This window comes from Microcoleus sp. A003_D6 (assembly GCF_036702825.1).
Lineage (GTDB): Bacteria > Cyanobacteriota > Cyanobacteriia > Cyanobacteriales > Microcoleaceae > Microcoleus.
In genome coordinates this window covers 23194-42654 of the sequence record NZ_JAUBWA010000032.1, presented here as the reverse complement: position 1 = coordinate 42654, position 19461 = coordinate 23194, and the positions used below count along the sequence as shown (strand labels likewise).

Genomic DNA, 19461 nt, shown 5'->3' with positions numbered 1-19461 from the left:
TGTACTTTATAAGCGTGGAATCTCCTGTATTTCCTAAATATGTAATATTTACGACTTATCGAGCGATTTTTTCAGGTTATAATTATTTACAATTATCAAATCATTGACTTTAATTAAATTCATGCGCCAAATTCCCGGCTATCGGATCGTCGAACAACTATACTCCGGCACTCGCACCGCTGTCTATCGCGCCCTCCCCATTGATAGTCAATCTCCCGTAGTGCTAAAGTTGTTACAAAAAGACTATCCTACTTTTAGCGAGCTAATCCAATTTAGGAATCAATATGCCCTCGGTCAAAACTTAAATATAGCTGGAATAGTTAAAATATATAACTTAGAATTCGCTCAAAACCGTTACATCTTGAGCATGGAAGATTTTGGAGGAATATCTTTAGAAGAATATCTCAGCAAACAAAGCGAACAATTGGCAATTCACCAATTCTTAAAGATTGCTGGCAAGTTAGCTAATATTTTACAATGTCTGCACCAAGAACGCATTATTCATAAAGACATCAAACCGGGAAATATTCTGATTAACCCCAATACTCAAGAAATAAAAATTACAGATTTCAGTATTTCTTCATTACTGCCACGAGAAACTCAAGAAATTCAAAACCCAAATGTTTTAGAAGGAACTCTAGCTTACATTTCCCCAGAACAAACTGGGCGGATGAATAGAGGAATTGACTATCGCAGTGACTTTTATGGGTTGGGTGTGACGTTTTACGAAATGCTAACGGGACAATTGCCGTTTGAAAGCGACGATCCATTAGAATTAATCCACTGTCATTTAGCCGTGCAACCGCCTAATATACAGGAATTACAGCCAGAAATTCCGACAGTTATAGCAGAAATAGTAAAAAAATTAATGGCTAAAAATGCCGAAGATCGCTATCAAAGTGCAGCAGGGTTGAAACACGATTTAGATAAATGTTGGCAGCAATGGCAGGAAACAGGGGAAATTCGAGATTTTGTTTTGGGAGAGAGGGATTTGAGCGATCGCTTCCTGATTCCCGAAAAACTTTACGGCAGAGAAATAGAAGTTAAGACTTTACTAGAAGCCTTCGATCGCGTTGCTAATGGCACATCCGAGTTAATGTTAGTAGCAGGGTTTTCTGGAATAGGAAAAACCGTAGTCGTCAACGAAGTGCATAAGCCCATTGTTAGGCAACGGGGTTATTTCATCAAAGGTAAGTTTGACCAATTCAATCGCAATATTCCTTTCAGTGCTTTTGTGCAAGCATTCCGCGATTTGATGGGACAACTACTCTCGGAATCGGATAGCCAATTAGAAAAATGGAAGACAAAACTTCTGTCAGCTTTAGGAGATAATGGGCAAGTAATTATTGAAGTTATCCCCGAACTAGAACAAATTATTGGCAAACAACCTGCTGCACTCGAACTATCCGGTGCAGCGGCACAGAATCGATTTAATTTGCTGTTCCCAAAATTCATTCAAGTATTTACTAATCCAGAACATCCTTTAGTGATGTTTTTAGATGACTTGCAATGGGCAGATTCGGCATCATTGAATTTAATGAAGTTGCTGATAGCTGAATCACAAGCTGGTTATTTACTGGCGATTGGCGCTTATCGAGATAACGAAGTATCTCCCGTGCATCCGTTGATGTTGACGTTGGATGAAGTGAAAAAAGCCGGGGCGACGGTGAATACGATGACCCTTGCGCCATTGAGTCAGGAAAGTTTGAATAAATTGGTGGCAGATACACTAAATTGTGCGGCAGAACTAGCACAACCGCTGACGGAATTGGTCTATCAAAAAACCAAAGGAAATCCTTTTTTTGCTACCCAGTTTCTCAAGGCATTACATCAGGATGGGTTGATTAGTTTCGAGACAGAGGTAAGATATTGGCAATGTGACATCGCCAAGGTGCGTGAAGCGGCACAGACGGATGATGTGGTGGAGTTTATGGCGCAGCAATTGCAGAAACTTTCCATAGAAACGCAGGATGTGTTGAAGTTGGCGGCTTGTATTGGGAATCAGTTTGATTTGAATACGTTGGCGATCGTTTATGAAAAGTCTCAGTCAGAAACAGCAGCCAACTTGTGGAAAGCACTACAGGAAGGATTTATTATACCTCAAAGTCAAGTTTACAAGTTTTATCTAGGGCAGAAGCAAGAAAATATTAATCAAAAGGTAGAGCAAACAGTTAATTATAAATTTCTCCACGATCGCGTTCAACAAGCGGCTTATTCTCTGATTCCTGAGACTCGAAAACAGCCGACTCACTTAAAAATTGGACAGCAATTATTGAAGGCAACTCCCCTAGCAGAAAGAGAGGAAAAACTCTTAGAGATTGTCAATCAATTAAACCAGGGTGCAGAGGCGATCGCATCACTAGGCGATCGCCTCGAACTGGCAACACTCAACCTAGCTGCGGCACAAAAGGTAAAATCGTCAACCGCTTATCGGGCAGCAATGGAGTATTTAACCACAGGCATTCAATTGTTACCTAGTGATGGTTGGCAACAAAGCTACAAACTGACTTTAGGACTGTACGAATTAGCCGCAGAAGTTTCCTGTCTAAGTGGTGATTTCCAACAAATGGAACATTTTGTGGATGCAGTGTTCCAACAGGCACGGAAATTGTTAGACAAAGTGAAAGTTTACGAAGTCAAAATTTTGGCGGATGTGGCTCAGAGTCACCAGTTAGAAGCCATTAAAACCGCCCTCTCCGTGCTGGAGTTATTGGGCGTGGCGTTTCCAAAGGAACCCACACAAATAGATATTGCTCAAAGTTTGCAAGAAACCCAGACGATGCTAGCAGGAAAACAACTGCAAACATTATTGGAACTGCCAGAAATGGTAGACCGGGAAGCAATGGCAGCAATCCGAATTTTGGCATCGATGACAGCGGGTGTCTATGTAGCAGTTCCCGCCCTTTTGCCGTTGGTTGTATTTAAACAAGTGCAACTATCAGTGCAGTATGGAAATGCAGCAGTGTCGGCATCGGCTTATGCCTGGTACGGGGTGATTTTGTGTGGTGTGATGGGCGCGATTGATGAGGGTAATCATGCCGGGGAACTGGCGCTAGCACTATTGTTGCGGTTCAAAAGTAATGAATTTAAAGCCAGCACTTACAACTTACTATATCCATTTGTAAAACCCTGGAAATATCACATTCAGGCTTCTCTGAAGCCTCTAGTTGAAGGATACCATAGCGGTTTAGAAAACGGAGCGCTGGAATATGCTGGCTACTGTGCTTGGAATTACTGCTATTTGTCCTTTTTCTCCGGTAAAGAACTCTCGGTTTTGCAACAGGAGATGATGGCGTACAATCAAGCGTTGGGACAGCTTAAACAAGTAGCGCACAATTATGTCAAAATTTTTCACCAATCAGTTTTAAATTTACTGGGTCAGTGCGAATATCCTTGGCAGATTCAGGGGACAGTGTATGACGAAGAAATGATACTGTCACAGCAAAAAGTAGATGATTTGTACGAGCTTGCTGTGCTTTATATCAGCAAGCTGATTCTTTGTTACCTTTTTCAAAAATGGGAATATGCTAAAGACGTAGCAGATTCCACCAAACAATACTTGGCGGCAGCACCTGGGTCTTTCAAAATTACGGTATTCCATTTTTATGATTCACTGACTCAGCTTGCAGTGTTGTCAGATATACAGGGGTTAGAACGAGAGGAACTACTGCAACGAGTCCAAGAAAATCAAGCTAAATTGCAAAATTGGGCAGAACACGCCCCCATGAATTTTTTGCATAAGTGGCAGTTGGTAGAAGCAGAAAAATTCCGAGTTTTGGGACAGAAGATAGAAGCCATTGAGCTATATGACAAGGCGATCGCCCTAGCCAAAGAAAACGACTACATCCAAGAGGAAGCCCTCGCCAACGAACTCGCTGCCAAATTCTACCTCAATTGGGGTAAAGAAAAAGTCGCCGCTGGCTATATGCAGGAAGCGTATTACTGCTACACCCGTTGGGGTGCGAAAGCCAAAATTTACGATTTGGAACAGCGCTATCCTCAACTACTTCAGCCCATCCTCTATCAACAAACACTCAGCCTCAATCCTTTAGAAAGTTTTGCCACAACAAGTAGCATTTCTGTTCGTACATCCACTCACTCTTCTGGGGGTAATACTGTTTCTGATGCGATCGACTTTTCTTCAGTTCTCAAAGCCGCTCAAGCCATTTCTAGCACTATTCAACTAGATGAGTTACTCCAACAACTGACTCAAATTATTCTCCAAAATTCTGGTGCTAACCGATGTGTATTGCTCTTTGCAGAGCGAAACCAATGGCAAGTGAAAGCGATCGCTACACCGGCAATGACCGAGTTACGATCGGACTCTTTAGATAATAACCCTAATGTTCCCCTTAAACTGATTCAGTACGTTAAGAACGCGCGAGAAGTGGTAGCGATCGATAACTTGAAAACCGATTTACCTGTAATTGATGATTATCTACGTCAATGTCAGCCCAAAAGTGTTTTGTGTCTGCCGATTATCGATAGAGGAGATTTAGTAGGTATTCTGTACTTGCACAATGAAGCGACGGCGGGGGTGTTTACGAGCGATCGCATTCTTGCGATCAATTTTCTCTGCACTCAAGCTGCCATTTCCTTAGTCAACGCTCGACTGTATCAACAGGCGCAAAACTATGCTCAAGAACTAGAACAAACTCAATTACAAATTGTGCAAAGCGAGAAAATGTCAGCTTTAGGTAATCTAGTCGCTGGAGTAGCGCACGAAATTAACAATCCAGTTGGTTTTATTGCTGGCAATTTAACGGAAGCTGAAAAAAATTTAAGCGACTTGATAGAACACCTAAAGTTACATTATTCAAAAGCCTCTGTTACTGATATTGAAAACCATGCAGAAGAGATAGATTTAGATTATATTCTAGAAGATTTCCCAAAAATCATTGGTTCAATGCAGGTGGGATGCGATCGCATCAAAAACATCAGCACCAGCCTTCGGACATTCTCCCGCGCCGACAAGGATTACAAAGTACCTTTCAATATTCAGGATGGTATCGATAGCACGCTCATGATTCTCAAACATCGCCTCAAAGCCTCGGATGAACGGCCGGAAATTCAGATTTTTAAAGAATATAATAACATCCCCTCAATTGAGTGTTTTCCCGGTCAGTTAAATCAGGTGTTTATGAATATTCTGGCGAATGCGATCGATATGTTTGATGAAATGGCACAAACTCGTTCTTTTGCAGAACTGAAAGCGAATCCGCAAGAAATAACTATCAAAACTGAATTATTGACTAATTCCAACCAGCTTGCTATCTACATTCGAGACAATGGTTTAGGGATGCCAGAAGCAGTAAAACGCCGTATTTTCGATCATCTATTTACTACAAAAAGTGTGGGAAAAGGCACGGGATTGGGATTGGCGATCGCACGGCAGATTGTAATCGAGAAACACTCTGGTATGCTAGAAGTGAGTTCAACTTTAGGTCGAGGTACAGAATTTACGATTTCAATTCCATGTGGATCGTTAGCTTGGTAATTTATAGCCAGTTTTTGGATTTTTATGGAAAATTGAAAGTTGTTTACACCCCACCTTACAATTTAGGTTCCAATTCTTACTAAAAATGGAATCTTAAGCTGTGTTGCATCTAGATTGCCTATGGTATTAGAGAGGGAGAGGGGGAGAAGGGGAGAGGGGGGAGAGGATTTGACGATTTTTGCTCGGGACTCGAAATATACAATTTAAATGCACAACAGCTTATTCTATTAAATTTGTGCAAAAAATCAGAATGCTTGAGAATTGCGTATGATATAAAGGAAGATTTTCGGAAAATATATGGAATGAGAATTAAATAACTTACACTCTTGAAAGTGGGGAGTAGGGGTTGGGCGGGACGCCCATCTCACAATAACAATTAAAATTGGTATAACAATTAAAATTGTAAGTTATTTAATTCGCGATCCTAAGTTGATTGTGCGACAAGGATATGGCTTTTCTAACTTTAATAACTTTCGAGTTCGCGTATTAGCTTGCTTCTTTAATTAGGTAAAAATATTAGTGTAAGTTCCAGAGAGCCTTCGCAATCATAAAAAATCTTTCTGTAGACAGATGCAACGATCGCCCTTTTAACTGATGCAAGCGATCGCTCTTCCTGAAGAAACATCGCCTTTCGCCTGCTAATTTGTTAAGATTTATAACATCAGGGACATCCGCACAGGGGCAAACTCATCAAAATTCTCAGGCAAGAACGAACCAGACGAGCAAATTATACAACATAATGCTTAGAAATTTCTTGCGCTGACGCTCAAAGGCAAGCTGATAATGAACATCGAACTTTTGAAAGAAAAATTAGAAGAACTCAAAAAACGTCCCAATTGTAGCAAAGGAACGATCGACCAAATTGAAAACTGGTTAACCGGTTCCCACATTTTGCAGAGATTGAGAATTAACCCTTACTACGTAGCAGGCGATACTGTCAAGAATGTTAAAAGAATTACTTCGGAATTTCTGCACGGAGTAAACGCCGGCGTCTTCGACTTGCACTGGGATATTCACTGTCCCCATTGCGGCATGATAGCAGAGGAATTTAAGGATTTGGCAGACACATCAGAAATGTCTTTTTGCCCGATGTGCGATCGCGAGTTTAAAATTGATTTGCTCGATCGCGTCGAAGTTACTTTTTCCCTCAACAAAGAAATCGAAGACCCGCAACTGCGGCCCGTGTGCTCTCCGCCTCCGGTACTCCAGAACAAACTGCAACTGGTAACGCCTCTCTACTGCACCGAATCCGAGACTGTCACCTTAGAAAACGGTCGATATCGCTACTGCTGTCCCCTCACTTTAGCTAAAGGGATTTTACAGGTTGAAGGCGAAGAAACAGCAGACATCCAAGAAATTCAACTCAAGCAGTTAGCGGGCAAAGATTTTGACAAAAAAGAGCTGAAAGTGCGTCCGGGAAAAGTTAAAATAGAACTAACTAATACCGAACACAATTTGTCTGGGCTGATTTTGCATTCCGATGTATTGCCCGATGAATTGACATTAGAACAACTGCCCCTGCGGCTGTCAGGAATGCAACTGCTTCATCACCCGGATTACAAGCGTTTGTTTGGCGATCGAGTAATATCGGAAAGAGAGCGAGTCAAGATTCGGGCGATTACTATTATGTTTACTGATATTACCGGTTCTACCAGAATGTACGAAACGCTGGGAGATACTAAAGCTTACAATATTGTGCGCGACCATTTTGAAATTTTCTTTGAGTCGATCGAGAAATGTGGCGGTAAGGTAATTAAAACCATCGGCGATGCCGTTATGGCTTCCTTTATCAGCAACGAACAAGCAATTATGGCGGCAGCCGCTGCTGTGGCTAGTTTCAAGGAGTACAACTCAACTCGGAAACAAGCAGAGTGGATTCAAGTCAGAATTGGCATTCACCGAGGGACGGCTTTGCTCGTAAATCTTAATAATTCGATCGACTATTTTGGCTCCACAGTCAACAAAGCCGCCCGCATTCAAAATCTTTCTAAAAGTGACGAAGTTTCGTTTTCCGAAGATGTTTATCATGACCAGGGATTTTTAACTGCATTAAAAGCTGCTGGAGTCTCCGAAATTCAAAGACGAGTTGAAGATTTAAAAGGGATACAAGGCGCACAAATCGCTTTTACTGCTATAATTAATACAGAATCTGTAATTGCGCTGTCTGCTGAACAGGTCGCTGAAAAAAGCTAATAAGGTAAGCAAATATACTGGTTATTTCCTGCTTATCGTGGCAATTTCCGCAACAGCCGATACAGTTCTTCGATCGCCCTAATTCGATCGCTCCCAAGCTACACCTCATCCTTAAGCTACTTGCGTAATTGTACCAAGTTAAGTTCTAATCAGAATAGTCCGAATTACTCAGCCGCGCACTCAACAGATACATTTGCTGCGAAATAGCTGCGGTACAGGATTTAAAACATGACTTCTAATCAATTATCTCCAGAAAATACAGCCGAATCGATCGCACCAGCCGCCCTCGACAGCGAACAATTAGCCACAATCGAGGCCCCCTTTCCGATTGTGGGGATTGCCGCCTCAGCAGGAGGGCTGGAAGCATTTACGGGGTTGCTCAGCCATTTGCCAGTAGATACGGGTATGGCGTTTGTGCTGATTCAGCATTTAGCCCCCGATCACAAAAGTCTGCTCAGCGAGATTCTCGCCAGAACGACGCAAATGCCTGTTACTCAGGTAACAGACGGCATGGCTGTAGAGCCGAATCAAGTCTACGTCATTCCGCCCAACACCAAAATGGTGGTATCTCAAGGCGTGCTGCAACTATCTCCCCGCGAGAAGATTTATGGCAAATATATGCCGGGAGATGCGTTTTTTACGTCATTGGCAGTCGATCGCGGACACAAAGCCATCGCCGTAGTATTATCCGGGGGAGACGGAGACGGTTCACTGGGGCTCAAGGCAATCAAAGCAGCCGGAGGCATGAGTTTTGCTCAATGTCAAGGCACGGCAAAAGTCGATAGTATGCCTAATACCGCTGTTGCTACAGGAAATGTCGATTTTGTTCTGCCACCGGAAAAAATTGCCGAGGAACTCGGAAACTACAGTCGCAGTTCTTTTATGACTCGGCCGCTTCCCCTGACAACAGTTGAGGAATTGCCCGAACAGGGAGATGCCCTGGCCACTATTTTTGCGCTGCTGAAATCGAACACAGGCGTTGATTTTAGCCACTACAAACCCACCACGATCGCTCGACGCATCCAGCGGCGGATGGTGTTGTACAAGCTGGAAAGCTTGGATGATTACGCCCAAAACCTGCAACAAAATTCGGCTGAAATCAAAGCTTTGTATGAAGAAATCCTGATCCACGTTACCAGTTTCTTCCGCGATCCCGAAGTATTTGACAAGCTAAAAGAGGTGGTTTTTCCCACGATTACCCAAAATAAATCGGCAGAAGCTCCGATTCGGATCTGGGTGGCGGGATGTTCCACAGGTGAAGAAGTTTATTCGATCGCCATTTGTTTGTTAGAGTTTTTGGGCGATCGAGTGATTCCGCCGCCGATCCAGATTTTTGCCACAGATATCAGCGAAGGGGCGATCGGCAAAGCGAGGTCTGGCTCCTACTCAGAAAACCAGATGGTAGATGTTTCACCAGAGCGCCGTCAACGCTTCTTTATTCGCGCCGAAGTAGGAGGTAGTTATAGAATCTGCAAAGCTATCCGCGAAATGTGTGTATTTGCCCGACAAGACTTAGGTAGCGACCCGCCTTTTTCCAATCTCGATTTAGTTAGCTGTCGCAATGTGCTGATCTACTTGGGAGAATCATTGCAAAAAAAAGTGATGCCGATTTTTAATTACAGTCTTAACCCAACTGGCTTTCTGCTGTTAGGAACTTCTGAGAGTACCGGAAAATTTTCATCATTATTTACGGTAGTCCATAAAAAGTCTAAAATTTATGCTAAAAAGTTGACGGGGACTCGTCCCACTTTTTCGTTTACGCCGAGTTCCTATCTCATCCCTAAAGCTGCTCAACAGCAGAGAGGGAATGAAGAAAACTTGATAAATAGCTTTGACTTACACCGAGAAACTGACCAACTGATTTTGAATCGCTATGCCCCACCAAGTGTGATTGTCAACGAGCAGATGAAAATCCTGCAAGTGCGGGGAGACATCGATCCTTACTTTAGAGTGGCAGCCGGAACGCCCGACTTAAACTTGCTGGCGATGGCAAGGGAAGGCTTGATTGTTGAGCTTCGCACCGCGATTTCTCAGGCACAAATGCAGAACGTGAGTGTTAGGAAAGAAAGGGTATCGGTGCTAGGGGGCGGACGATCCTGTACCGTCAATTTTGAGGTGATACCGTTCCAGCCGCACACCGCTGAAAAACGCTATTTTTTGGTGCTATTTGAAGAGACTTTACCCACGGCGATCGACTTGTCCACCCTCACTTCTGAAAGCTTCGAGGAAGGTGATTTAGCTCCTAAAATTGCGCTGCTGAGGCAGGCCCTTGCCACCGCTAACCAAGAAAAAGCGGCGGCTCAAGCGCACCTGCAATCGCTGATCCAAGAACACGAAAGTGTCAACCAAGACCTCACAATTGCGAACGAAGAAATCCTATCGAGCAACGAGGAATTGCAAAGCACCAACGAGGAGCTAGAAACTGCCAAAGAAGAGATTCAAGCCACTAACGAGGAACTCACCACTACTAACGAGGAACTTCGCAGTCGAAATTTTGAACAACACCACCTCAATAACGACCTGACAAATTTGCTTGCTAGTATCAATATCCCGATCTTAATGCTGGCAAACGATTTACAGATTAGACGCTTTACGCCAGCGGCGCAGGGAATTTTTAATCTGATTCCCACAGATATTGGACGGCCTTTTAGCGACATCCGATCGACTCTTGACGTTCCTGACTTGGAACAGATGATTTTGCAGGTGATTGATACTCTCCATACGCAAGAACAAGAAGTCCAAACTTTATCGGGATATTGGTACAACATCCGCATTCGTCCTTACCGCACCACGGAAAACCTGATTGACGGTGTGGTAATAGTTTTGCTCGATATTGATGCTGTTAAACGCAGTGCCAAAACCTTGGAGGAGGCCCGAAACTACGCTGAAACTATCGTGGAAACTGTGCCAACGCCTTTAGTCGCGCTTGATGCTGATTTCCGAGTGAATAAAGCAAATCGAGCGTTCTATAAAACGTTTCAGGTTTCACCGTCAGAAACAGCAAAATTTTCCTTGTTTGAGCTAGGCAACGGGCAGTGGAATATCCCCCAATTGCGATCGATATTGGAAGATATTCTGGTGAGTGATGTTCAGCTTCAAAACTTTGAGTTAGAACACGTATTTGAGCAGATAGGGCCCAAAACTATGCTGCTAAATGCTTGTAAACTTGAACGAGAAGATGGAGCTTTAATGATTCTGTTGTCGATCGAGGATATCACCGATCGCAAGCAGTTTGAGACAATACGATCGCAGTTATTGCAGCAGGAACAGTCAGCCCGCCAACAGGCAGAAACCGCCAACCGCGTCAAAGATGAATTTCTGGCGAATCTCTCCCACGAGCTCCGCAATCCCCTGACTCCGATTCTGGGATGGGCGCGAATGCTGCGCTCTGGCAAGCTGAAGGAAGCAGACGCTAATCGCGCTCTAGAGGTGATCGAGCGCAGCGCCAGGGCGCAATCTCAGTTAATCGAAGATATGCTGGATATTTCCCGGATTACGAGCGGCAAGCTGACTCTTAATAGCAGTCCGATCGATCTGGTGTCAGTGGTGCAAAATGCGATCGACGGGGTGCAATTATCAGCGGATGTCAAAAACATCCAAATTGTTTCGCAGTGCTGTTCTGCGGCTGTTTTAGGCGATGCCGCTCGCTTGCAGCAAGTTGTGTGGAATCTGCTATCTAATGCGATTAAGTTTACTCCAGCCGGGGGGCGAGTGGAAGTTGCGTTGGAGTCGATCGAGAATCGCGCTCAACTTCGAGTCAGCGACACCGGAAAAGGGATTCGGGCAGAAGTTTTGCCGTATATTTTCGATCGTTTCCATCAAGGCGATTCCAGCAGCACTAAGGCTAATCAAGGGTTGGGATTGGGTTTGTCGATCGTGCGCCATCTGGTAGAATTGCACGGGGGAACGGTGCAAGCCGAAAGTCCGGGTGAGGGACAAGGAACTACAATTACTTTGATGTTGCCGCTGCGAGACTTGTCTGAAGAGTTGACAGGGGCGATCGATTTAAAGCCAACTGCTTTGGCTGCGCCTGCAAACGCCTCTGGCGATATCGTCCCCTCTCTCGAAGGCTTGCACATCTTAGCTGTAGACGATCGGATCGATACGCGCGAGTTATTGAAATTTGTGCTCGAAAGCTACGGGGCGGAGGTTTTGGCAGTTGGATCTACCAGAAGTGCGATCGATGCTTTGACTGAGAATCCCGGCAGGTACGACGTGCTAATCTCCGATATCGGAATGCCAGAGGAAGATGGGTATTTCTTAATTCGAGAAGTGCGAACCCTTGCTGCGGAAGCCGGAGGAGAAATTCCAGCCGTCGCGCTGACTGCTTATACGAGCGATCGACACCGCCAAATGGCGATCGAAGCTGGTTTCAACGAGCATATTTCCAAGCCTGTGAAGCCCGTTAAACTAGCATTAATGGTTGCCAGTTTAGCAGGACGATTTTAAATATTAGACCTCTTGCAAAAATAACTAGGACGGGCAAGATGCCCGTCCCACAAAATTTTTTTTCTTGTGGAATGGGCATCTTGCCCGTTCCAGGCCTGTAGGGTGCGTCAGCTAGAACACTTACCCTTACAAGGGAAACGAGAAAGGGCTGACGCACCCTACAATACTGAATATACAATTTAAATGCGCGACAGCTTATAAGCTGCAAGTTGTCAGGTTTACGAATGTTGATGTGTTGCAGTGTTTTGAGGGAGTTTGTCAGGAGTTGTTGGGTAAGTGCGATCGTCATTCTTAGGGCCAGATCCCCCCTAACCCCCCTTAAGAAGCAGGGTGGATTAATTGTCATCCTAGAAATAGGTACGTAGTTGGGCTTTAGCCCTCTTGAGACGTATATAGAAAGAGGGCTAAAGCCCAACTACGTACCTTTATTAATATAACAGTTGCGTCCCAGACGCGAGCTTTGAGTGGTGCTTTCTGTCGTTTCAGATTTCTTCTCCCCACAATAAAACCACCCTGCCTAACCCCCCTTAAGAAGGGGGGAACCGGAAGCGATCGAAGTTCCCCTTAAGAATGGGAGAATCGGAAGTGCTCAAAGTCCCCCTTCTTAAGGGGGATTTAGGGGGATCGAGACTAGGAAAAAACGAAATATATCAAATGACGGCAATTCTCTTCTAATCTTAAACAGGTGTAACTAAATGAATCTCTCAGAACCGTTTATTCGCCGCCCAATTATGACCACCTTGGTGATGGCGGCAATTCTAATTTTTGGTTGGATGAGTTATCGCTTACTGCCGATTAGCGATTTGCCAAACGTCGATTATCCCACGATTCAAGTCAGCGCTTCCCGCCCCGGCGCTAGCCCCGAAACGATGGCTGCATCGGTGGCGCGCCCGCTAGAAAAGCAATTTTCCAGCATTGCTGGACTCGATACGCTGACTTCCACAAGTACCAGCGGCAAAACTCAAATTACGCTTCAGTTCAATCTCAGCCACAATATTGATGATGCGGCGCAAGATGTGGAATCGGCAATTTCCTCGGCATCCGGCCAAATGCCTAACGATTTGCCAAATCCGCCGACTTACAGCAAAGTCAATCCCGCCGACGGGCCGATTCTTTACCTTTATCTCACTTCCCCAACGCTGCCGCTTTCTGAGGTTGATAAATACGCACAAACCTATCTAGCGCAAAAGCTTTCGACAATCGCCGGTGTGGCGCAAGTACAGATTTACGGTTCTCAAAAATATGCTGCTAGAATTCAACTCGATCCGCAACAGTTAGCAACGCGGCAAATTGGCATCGATCGAGTGCAAACTGCGATCGAACAAGGAAACGTCAACTTACCCACAGGAAGCCTTTCCGGTAGCCATAAAAACTTTACTGTGCAAACAAACGGACAACTTAAAGATGCTGCTGCATTCCGCCGTTTAATCGTGACGTACAAAAATGGACAGCTTGTTTATCTCGAACAATTAGGGCGAGTCATTGACAGCGTAGAAAATACTCAACTTGCTAGTTGGTATAACAACGATCGCGCAATTATCCTCACGATTCAAAGACAGCCGGGCACGAATACTGTAGAAGTTGTAGATACGATTCAAAAATTGCTACCCAACTTAAAAACTCAGATTCCGAGTTCGATCGCACTTGGCGTCATGTACGATGCGTCTCAATCGATTCGCGAGTCGGTGGATGATGTCCGGTTTACGCTGGTTTTGACGATCGCCCTAGTTATCTTAGTAATCTTCTTATTTTTACGCAATCTGTCTGCAACAGTCATTCCCAGTTTAGCGCTGCCGGTTTCGCTGATCGCAACCTTTGGGGTGATGCACTTATTCAACTACTCGCTAGATAACTTGTCGATGATGGCCCTGACGCTCTCTGTGGGCTTTGTGGTCGATGATGCGATCGTCATGCTCGAAAACATCGTCCGCCACATAGAAGAAGGAGAAAGCCCGCGAGAGGCGGCGCTAAACGGGTCTAGGGAAATCGGTTTTACCATTTTATCGATGACGCTTTCGTTGGTGGCGGTGTTTATTCCGATGTTATTTATGAGCGAGTTGTTGGGACGCTTGTTTCATGAATTTGCAGTGACGATTGCAGTTTCAATTTTGGTTTCCGGCTTTGTATCTTTAAGCTTGACACCGATGTTGTGCAGCCGTTTTTTGCGTCCGGTAAATCACGCCAATCAAAGTCGGCTTTATCGAGCTTCAGAGTATGTATTCGAGGTCTTTTTGAGTTTGTACGATTGGAGCCTCAAGAAAGTTTTAAAATATCACCGCACCACGATGATTTTGTCCTTCGCAATGGTGTTTGTCACAGTTGGACTGTTCGTCGCGGTTCCCAAAGGCTTTATTCCCAGCCAAGATACCGGACAAATCACGGGCATTACTCAAGCTGCACAAGATGCCTCTTTTGATGAATTAGTTCGCCACCAGCAAGCGGTTGTTAGCGCGATTCGGGAAGATCCGAACGTGGAAGCAGTTAACTCGAATATCGGGGCAGGAGCGAGTGCAAATGGCGGCGGGGCGGCTGTTGCCGGAAATTCGGGAAGCTTGTTTATCCGGCTGAAACCGATCTCGCAGCGGCAGATGGGAGCCGATGAAATTGTGCAGAATTTGCGATCGCAACTAGCAGAGATTCCCGGCATTCAAGTCTTCTTGCAAAATCCTCCGGCAATTCCATTAGGAACTCAACAAAGCACTGGATTGTATCAACTCGCGCTGCAAAGTTCTGACGTTCTACCACTGCGGGAGTACGTCCCGCAACTGGTTGACAAAATGAAAGCAATGCCAGAAATTCAGGATGTTAATAGCGATTTGCAGATGACTTCTCAAATCAAAATTGATATCGATCGCGACAAAGCCTCAGCATTAGGAATTACTGCCAGTCAAATTGAAAACACCCTGAGAAATGCTTACGGTGCTTACCAAGTTTCCACGATTTACGGTGCGAGTAACGAGTATCAAGTTATTTTGGAACTAGAACCAAAGTATCAAAAAGATCCCAATGCTTTGATGCAGCTTTACATCGCGACAACAAGCAGTGATTCGAGTGACGCTTCTGGCGGTAAAACACAAGTACCGCTGGCAACCTTTGCCAAAATCACTCCGGGAGTTGCACCGTTAATTGTCAACCACGTCGGTAGGATGAATGCTGCGACAATTTCCTACAACCTCGCGCCTGGGGTGGCGCTGGGAAATGCAAACAGCGCGATCGACAAAATCGTGAAATCGCTAATTCCTGACAGCATTGCCACCAATTATAAGGGCGCAAGCCAAGTTTTTCAAAGTTCGCTGCCGAGTTTAGGGTTTCTGTTGGCCGTGGCAATTTTGGTAATCTATTTAATTCTCGGTATTTTGTACGAAGATTTCATCCATCCAATTACAATTCTGTCTGGATTGCCTTCGGCGGGATTTGGCGCGTTATTAACGCTGATGTTGTTTGGCGTTGAACTCAACGTTTATTCATTCATCGGCATCATCTTGCTGGTAGGGATTGTCAAGAAAAACGGGATTATGATGGTGGATTTTGCGATCGAAGCCCAGCGCGACGAGGGCAAAAAACCAGCGGAAGCAATCTATGAAGCCTGCTTAGTACGATTTCGGCCGATTATGATGACCACGATGGCGGCACTAATGGGAACATTGCCGATCGCCCTTGGAGTTGGTGCGGGTTCGGAATCTCGCCGCCCGTTAGGAATTGCGGTTGTCGGCGGACTTTTGTTTTCACAAGTTTTGACACTGTATCTCACGCCTGTTTTTTACATTTACATGGAATCGTGGCGGAAAAAGCTCAATGAGGTGAATTTTCGGCAAGTTTTTTCCTTTAAATGAGGATGGGAAAATAACCTTTCTCAAATATTCGTAGGGTGCGTCGCCTGCGATAAATCCCAACTAAATATCCACAATCGATCGGGCGACGCACCTATCTCATCGTGAGTAATCGTAGGGTACGTCGCCTGCGATCGATCCCCAACTAAAGAGACAAGATTGCATAAGTCTTTGATTGATACATAAACCGCAGATGTCAAGCAGATAAACACAGATAAACGCAGATATTTTTAGGATAGTAAACCTGGTATAAGGTGCGTCGCCATAAGGTTATCGATATTTGGTTAAGTATTTTCGAGGGCGACACACCCTACAACTTCTTCCCTCTTCCTTCTTCCTTCATAATTATGAACCTATCAGAAATCTTTATCCGCCGCCCCGTGATGACTACCCTAGTCACAATCGGGATTCTAATCTTCGGTTTAATGAGTTATTTCCTGCTACCAATTAGCGCCTTGCCGCACGTAGAATATCCCTTTGTCAGCGTCTCCGCCAGCTTACCCGGTGCAACCCCCGAAACAATGTCATCCTCAGTCGCCGCGCCGCTAGAAAGGCAGTTTACAGAAATAGCTGGCCTCAATTCGTTTAACTCCACCAGTTCCACCGGTAGCGCCAACATTTCCCTACAATTCGACTTCAGCCGCAGCGTCAATTCTGCTGCTAAAGACGTACAAGCTGCGATCGCCGCGGCCGCAGGTTCATTGCCATCGGGAATGCCCAAACCGCCTAGCTACCGGAAAGTTAACCCTTCAGTTGCGCCGGTTCTATACCTTTATTTGTACTCCAAAACTCTGCCAATTGCAGATGTGGATGAAGCCGCAGAAGTGACGATCTCACAACCCATTTCTGCGATCGACGGTGTGGCGCAAGTGCAGGTTTACGGGCAGAAACAATATGCAGTGCGGATTCAACTCGATCCGCGAGAATTGACCGCCAGGGGAATCGGATTAGATCAAGTGAGAACCGCAGTTACGCAAGGAAATGTAAACTTGCCAACCGGAAGCCTTTCTGGCGATAACAAAAGCTATTTAATTCAGGTAAACGGTCAATTAAATAAGGCAGCCGAATATCGATCGCTCATCGTTGCTTACAAAAATGGCGCAGCAGTGAGGCTGCAAGATTTAGGAAACGTGATTGACGACGTGCAGAATAACAAAGTCTTGAATTTGTACACCGATAAGAATGTTACAAATCAACCTGCAATCTTGCTGGCAGTGCAGCCTCAACCCGATGGAAATACTGTCGAAATCGTCGATTCGATCGTGCGAATGTTACCCGCACTCAAACAACAAATTCCCCAATCGATCGAAATGGGAATTATGTACGATCGCTCTCAATCAATTCGGGCTTCTGTAGACGATGTGAAGTTCTCCTTAGTTTTGTCGGTGTGTCTGGTTGTTTTAGTAATTTTTATATTTTTGCGGAACCTCACAGCGACGCTAATTCCGAGTTTAGCTTTGCCTGTAGCGATTATCGGCACGTTTGCGGTGATGTATCAGTTGGGATACTCGTTAGATAACCTGTCTCTGATGGCGCTGATGCTTTCAGTGGGGTTTGTGGTGGATGATGCGATCGTGGTTCTCGAAAATATTGTCCGCCATCAAGAAATGGGAGAAGCACCGCTAGAAGCAGCATTAAAAGGATCGAGAGAAATTGGTTTTACAATTCTATCAATGACGCTTTCATTGGTTGCCGTATTTATTCCCCTTATCTTTATGAGTGGATTAATCGGTAGATTATTTCATGAATTTGCGGTGACTATTTCGGTGGCAATTTTGGTTTCGGGATTTGTTTCTCTGAGCCTGACGCCGATGTTGTGCAGTCGATTTCTCAAATCGTCCCACCACCAACGACAAAACCGCTTCTACCAGGCTTCAGAGCGGGGATTCGAGCTGTTGCTGCAAGGATACGAAGGGTCGCTAAAACCTGTTTTGAAATACCGTTTCGTGACGCTGATTGTTTCTGTAATTCTGCTGGTATTGACGGCTTATCTGTTCGTTCTAGTTCCGAAAGGCTTTATTCCCACTGAAGACACCGGACAACTGATGGCTAACACTAAAGGAGCGCAAGATATTTCGTTTGAAGATATGCTGCTTCACCAACAACAAATCGTTGATATCATTCGGAAAAATCCCAACATCGCAGCGTTGAATTCAACCGTAGGTGCGAGCGGCCCGAACGCATCGGCTAACAACGGACGCATTACAATTAGGCTCAAACCCCGATCGCAGCGCCGCCTCAGTGCCGACGAAATAATTCAACAACTCACTCCTAAATTGCGCGGAATTCCGGGGATTCAAGCTTTTATACGCTCTCCTGCTGCGATTCCGATCGGCGGTCAACAAACGAATTCACAATATCAGTTTACGGTGCAAAGTTTAGACTTGCAAGCGCTGCGTCAATCCGTGCCTGAATTGTTAGCTAAAGTCAAAACGCTACCGGGATTGCGCGGTGTGGATAGCGATTTGCAATTGAGCACGCCTCAACTTGAGGTTAAAGTCGATCGCGACAAAGCAGCAATCGTCGGCGTTAGTGCTCAACAAGTGCAGAAAACTCTCAGCGCAGCTTACGGTTCCGGACAGGTTTCGACGATTTATACCCCGAACAATCAATTTACGGTTGTGATGGAACTAAAGCCTGAGTTTCAGCGCGATCCGAGTGCTTTGTCGATGCTTTACGTGCGATCGAACACCGGACAAATGATATCGTTAAATACGATCGCAAATGTCACTCAAACAGTCGGGCCGCTAACAGTCAATCACCTAACTGGATTGCCCTCTGCTACAATCTCTTTCGATACTCTTCCAGGCACATCGCTGAGTCAAGCAACCGCAGCTATCGAGAAAGTTGCAAAGGATGTTTTGCCGCCATCAGTGACAACAAGTTTCCAAGGTGCAGCACAGGTATTCAACCAATCTTTTAACGATTTAGGTTGGTTGTTGGTGGTTTCTATTGTGGTGATTTATTTAATTCTCGGCATTTTGTACGAGGATTTCATTCACCCGCTGACAATTTTGTCAGGTTTGCCGTCAGCCGGATTTGGTGCACTGTTAACGCTGGTAATCTTTCAGGTTGAACTCAATCTCTATTCGTTTATCGGGATTATTCTGCTGGTGGGAATTGTCAAGAAAAACGGTATCATGTTGGTAGATTTTGCGATCGAGAAACAGCGCCAAGAAGGCAGAAGCGCCTATGATGCCATTTACGAAGCCTGCATCGTCCGCTTCCGTCCGATTATGATGACCACGATGGCGGCTTTAATTGGCACTTTGCCGATCGCCCTCGGAGTTGGTAGCGGTTCCGAATCGCGCCGCCCGTTGGGAATTGCGATCGTCGGTGGATTGCTGTTTTCGCAAGTTTTAACGCTGTATCTTACTCCGGTATTTTACACTTATATGGAAGCGTGGCGAAAACGGCTAGGTCAACCAAAAATGAAGCTGTCTGAATTTTTCTGGCGTACAAAAACTAAACCTTCTAGCCCAAATTAAAACA

At 45.0% G+C, this 19461-nt stretch carries 5 protein-coding genes; all 5 read left to right on the top strand.

The window, feature by feature from the left end; genetic code table 11:
* Positions 1-121: 121 nt before the first annotated feature.
* On the top strand, positions 122-5497 hold the full coding sequence (locus QUB70_RS11605; RefSeq protein ID WP_332980432.1) for a trifunctional serine/threonine-protein kinase/ATP-binding protein/sensor histidine kinase: 5376 nt from the start codon (positions 122-124) through the stop codon (positions 5495-5497).
* Between the two features lie 783 nt (positions 5498-6280).
* Positions 6281-7690 (top strand): adenylate/guanylate cyclase domain-containing protein, encoded by a 1410-nt coding sequence (locus QUB70_RS11600; protein ID WP_332980413.1) that lies wholly within the window; start codon positions 6281-6283, stop codon positions 7688-7690.
* A 228-nt stretch (positions 7691-7918) separates the two neighbouring features.
* Positions 7919-12139 (top strand): chemotaxis protein CheB, encoded by a 4221-nt coding sequence (locus QUB70_RS11595; RefSeq protein ID WP_332980412.1) that lies wholly within the window; start codon positions 7919-7921, stop codon positions 12137-12139.
* Between the two features lie 695 nt (positions 12140-12834).
* Positions 12835-15972: an efflux RND transporter permease subunit gene (locus tag QUB70_RS11590; protein ID WP_332980411.1), complete on the top strand. Its 3138-nt coding sequence runs from the start codon at positions 12835-12837 to the stop codon at positions 15970-15972.
* Between the two features lie 344 nt (positions 15973-16316).
* Positions 16317-19457 carry an efflux RND transporter permease subunit gene (locus QUB70_RS11585; protein ID WP_332980409.1) on the top strand — a complete coding sequence of 1047 codons (3141 nt, stop codon included), beginning with the start codon at positions 16317-16319 and terminating at the stop codon, positions 19455-19457.
* The last annotated feature ends 4 nt before the right edge of the window (positions 19458-19461 follow it).

Bases quoted from the DNA above. Each gene is read 5' to 3' on its own strand.
- QUB70_RS11605 (WP_332980432.1), top strand. From the start codon at position 122: ATGCGCCAAATTCCCGGCTATCGGATCGTCGAACAACTATACTCCGGC.
- QUB70_RS11600 (WP_332980413.1), top strand. From the start codon at position 6,281: ATGAACATCGAACTTTTGAAAGAAAAATTAGAAGAACTCAAAAAACGT.
- QUB70_RS11595 (WP_332980412.1), top strand. From the start codon at position 7,919: ATGACTTCTAATCAATTATCTCCAGAAAATACAGCCGAATCGATCGCA.
- QUB70_RS11590 (WP_332980411.1), top strand. From the start codon at position 12,835: ATGAATCTCTCAGAACCGTTTATTCGCCGCCCAATTATGACCACCTTG.
- QUB70_RS11585 (WP_332980409.1), top strand. From the start codon at position 16,317: ATGAACCTATCAGAAATCTTTATCCGCCGCCCCGTGATGACTACCCTA.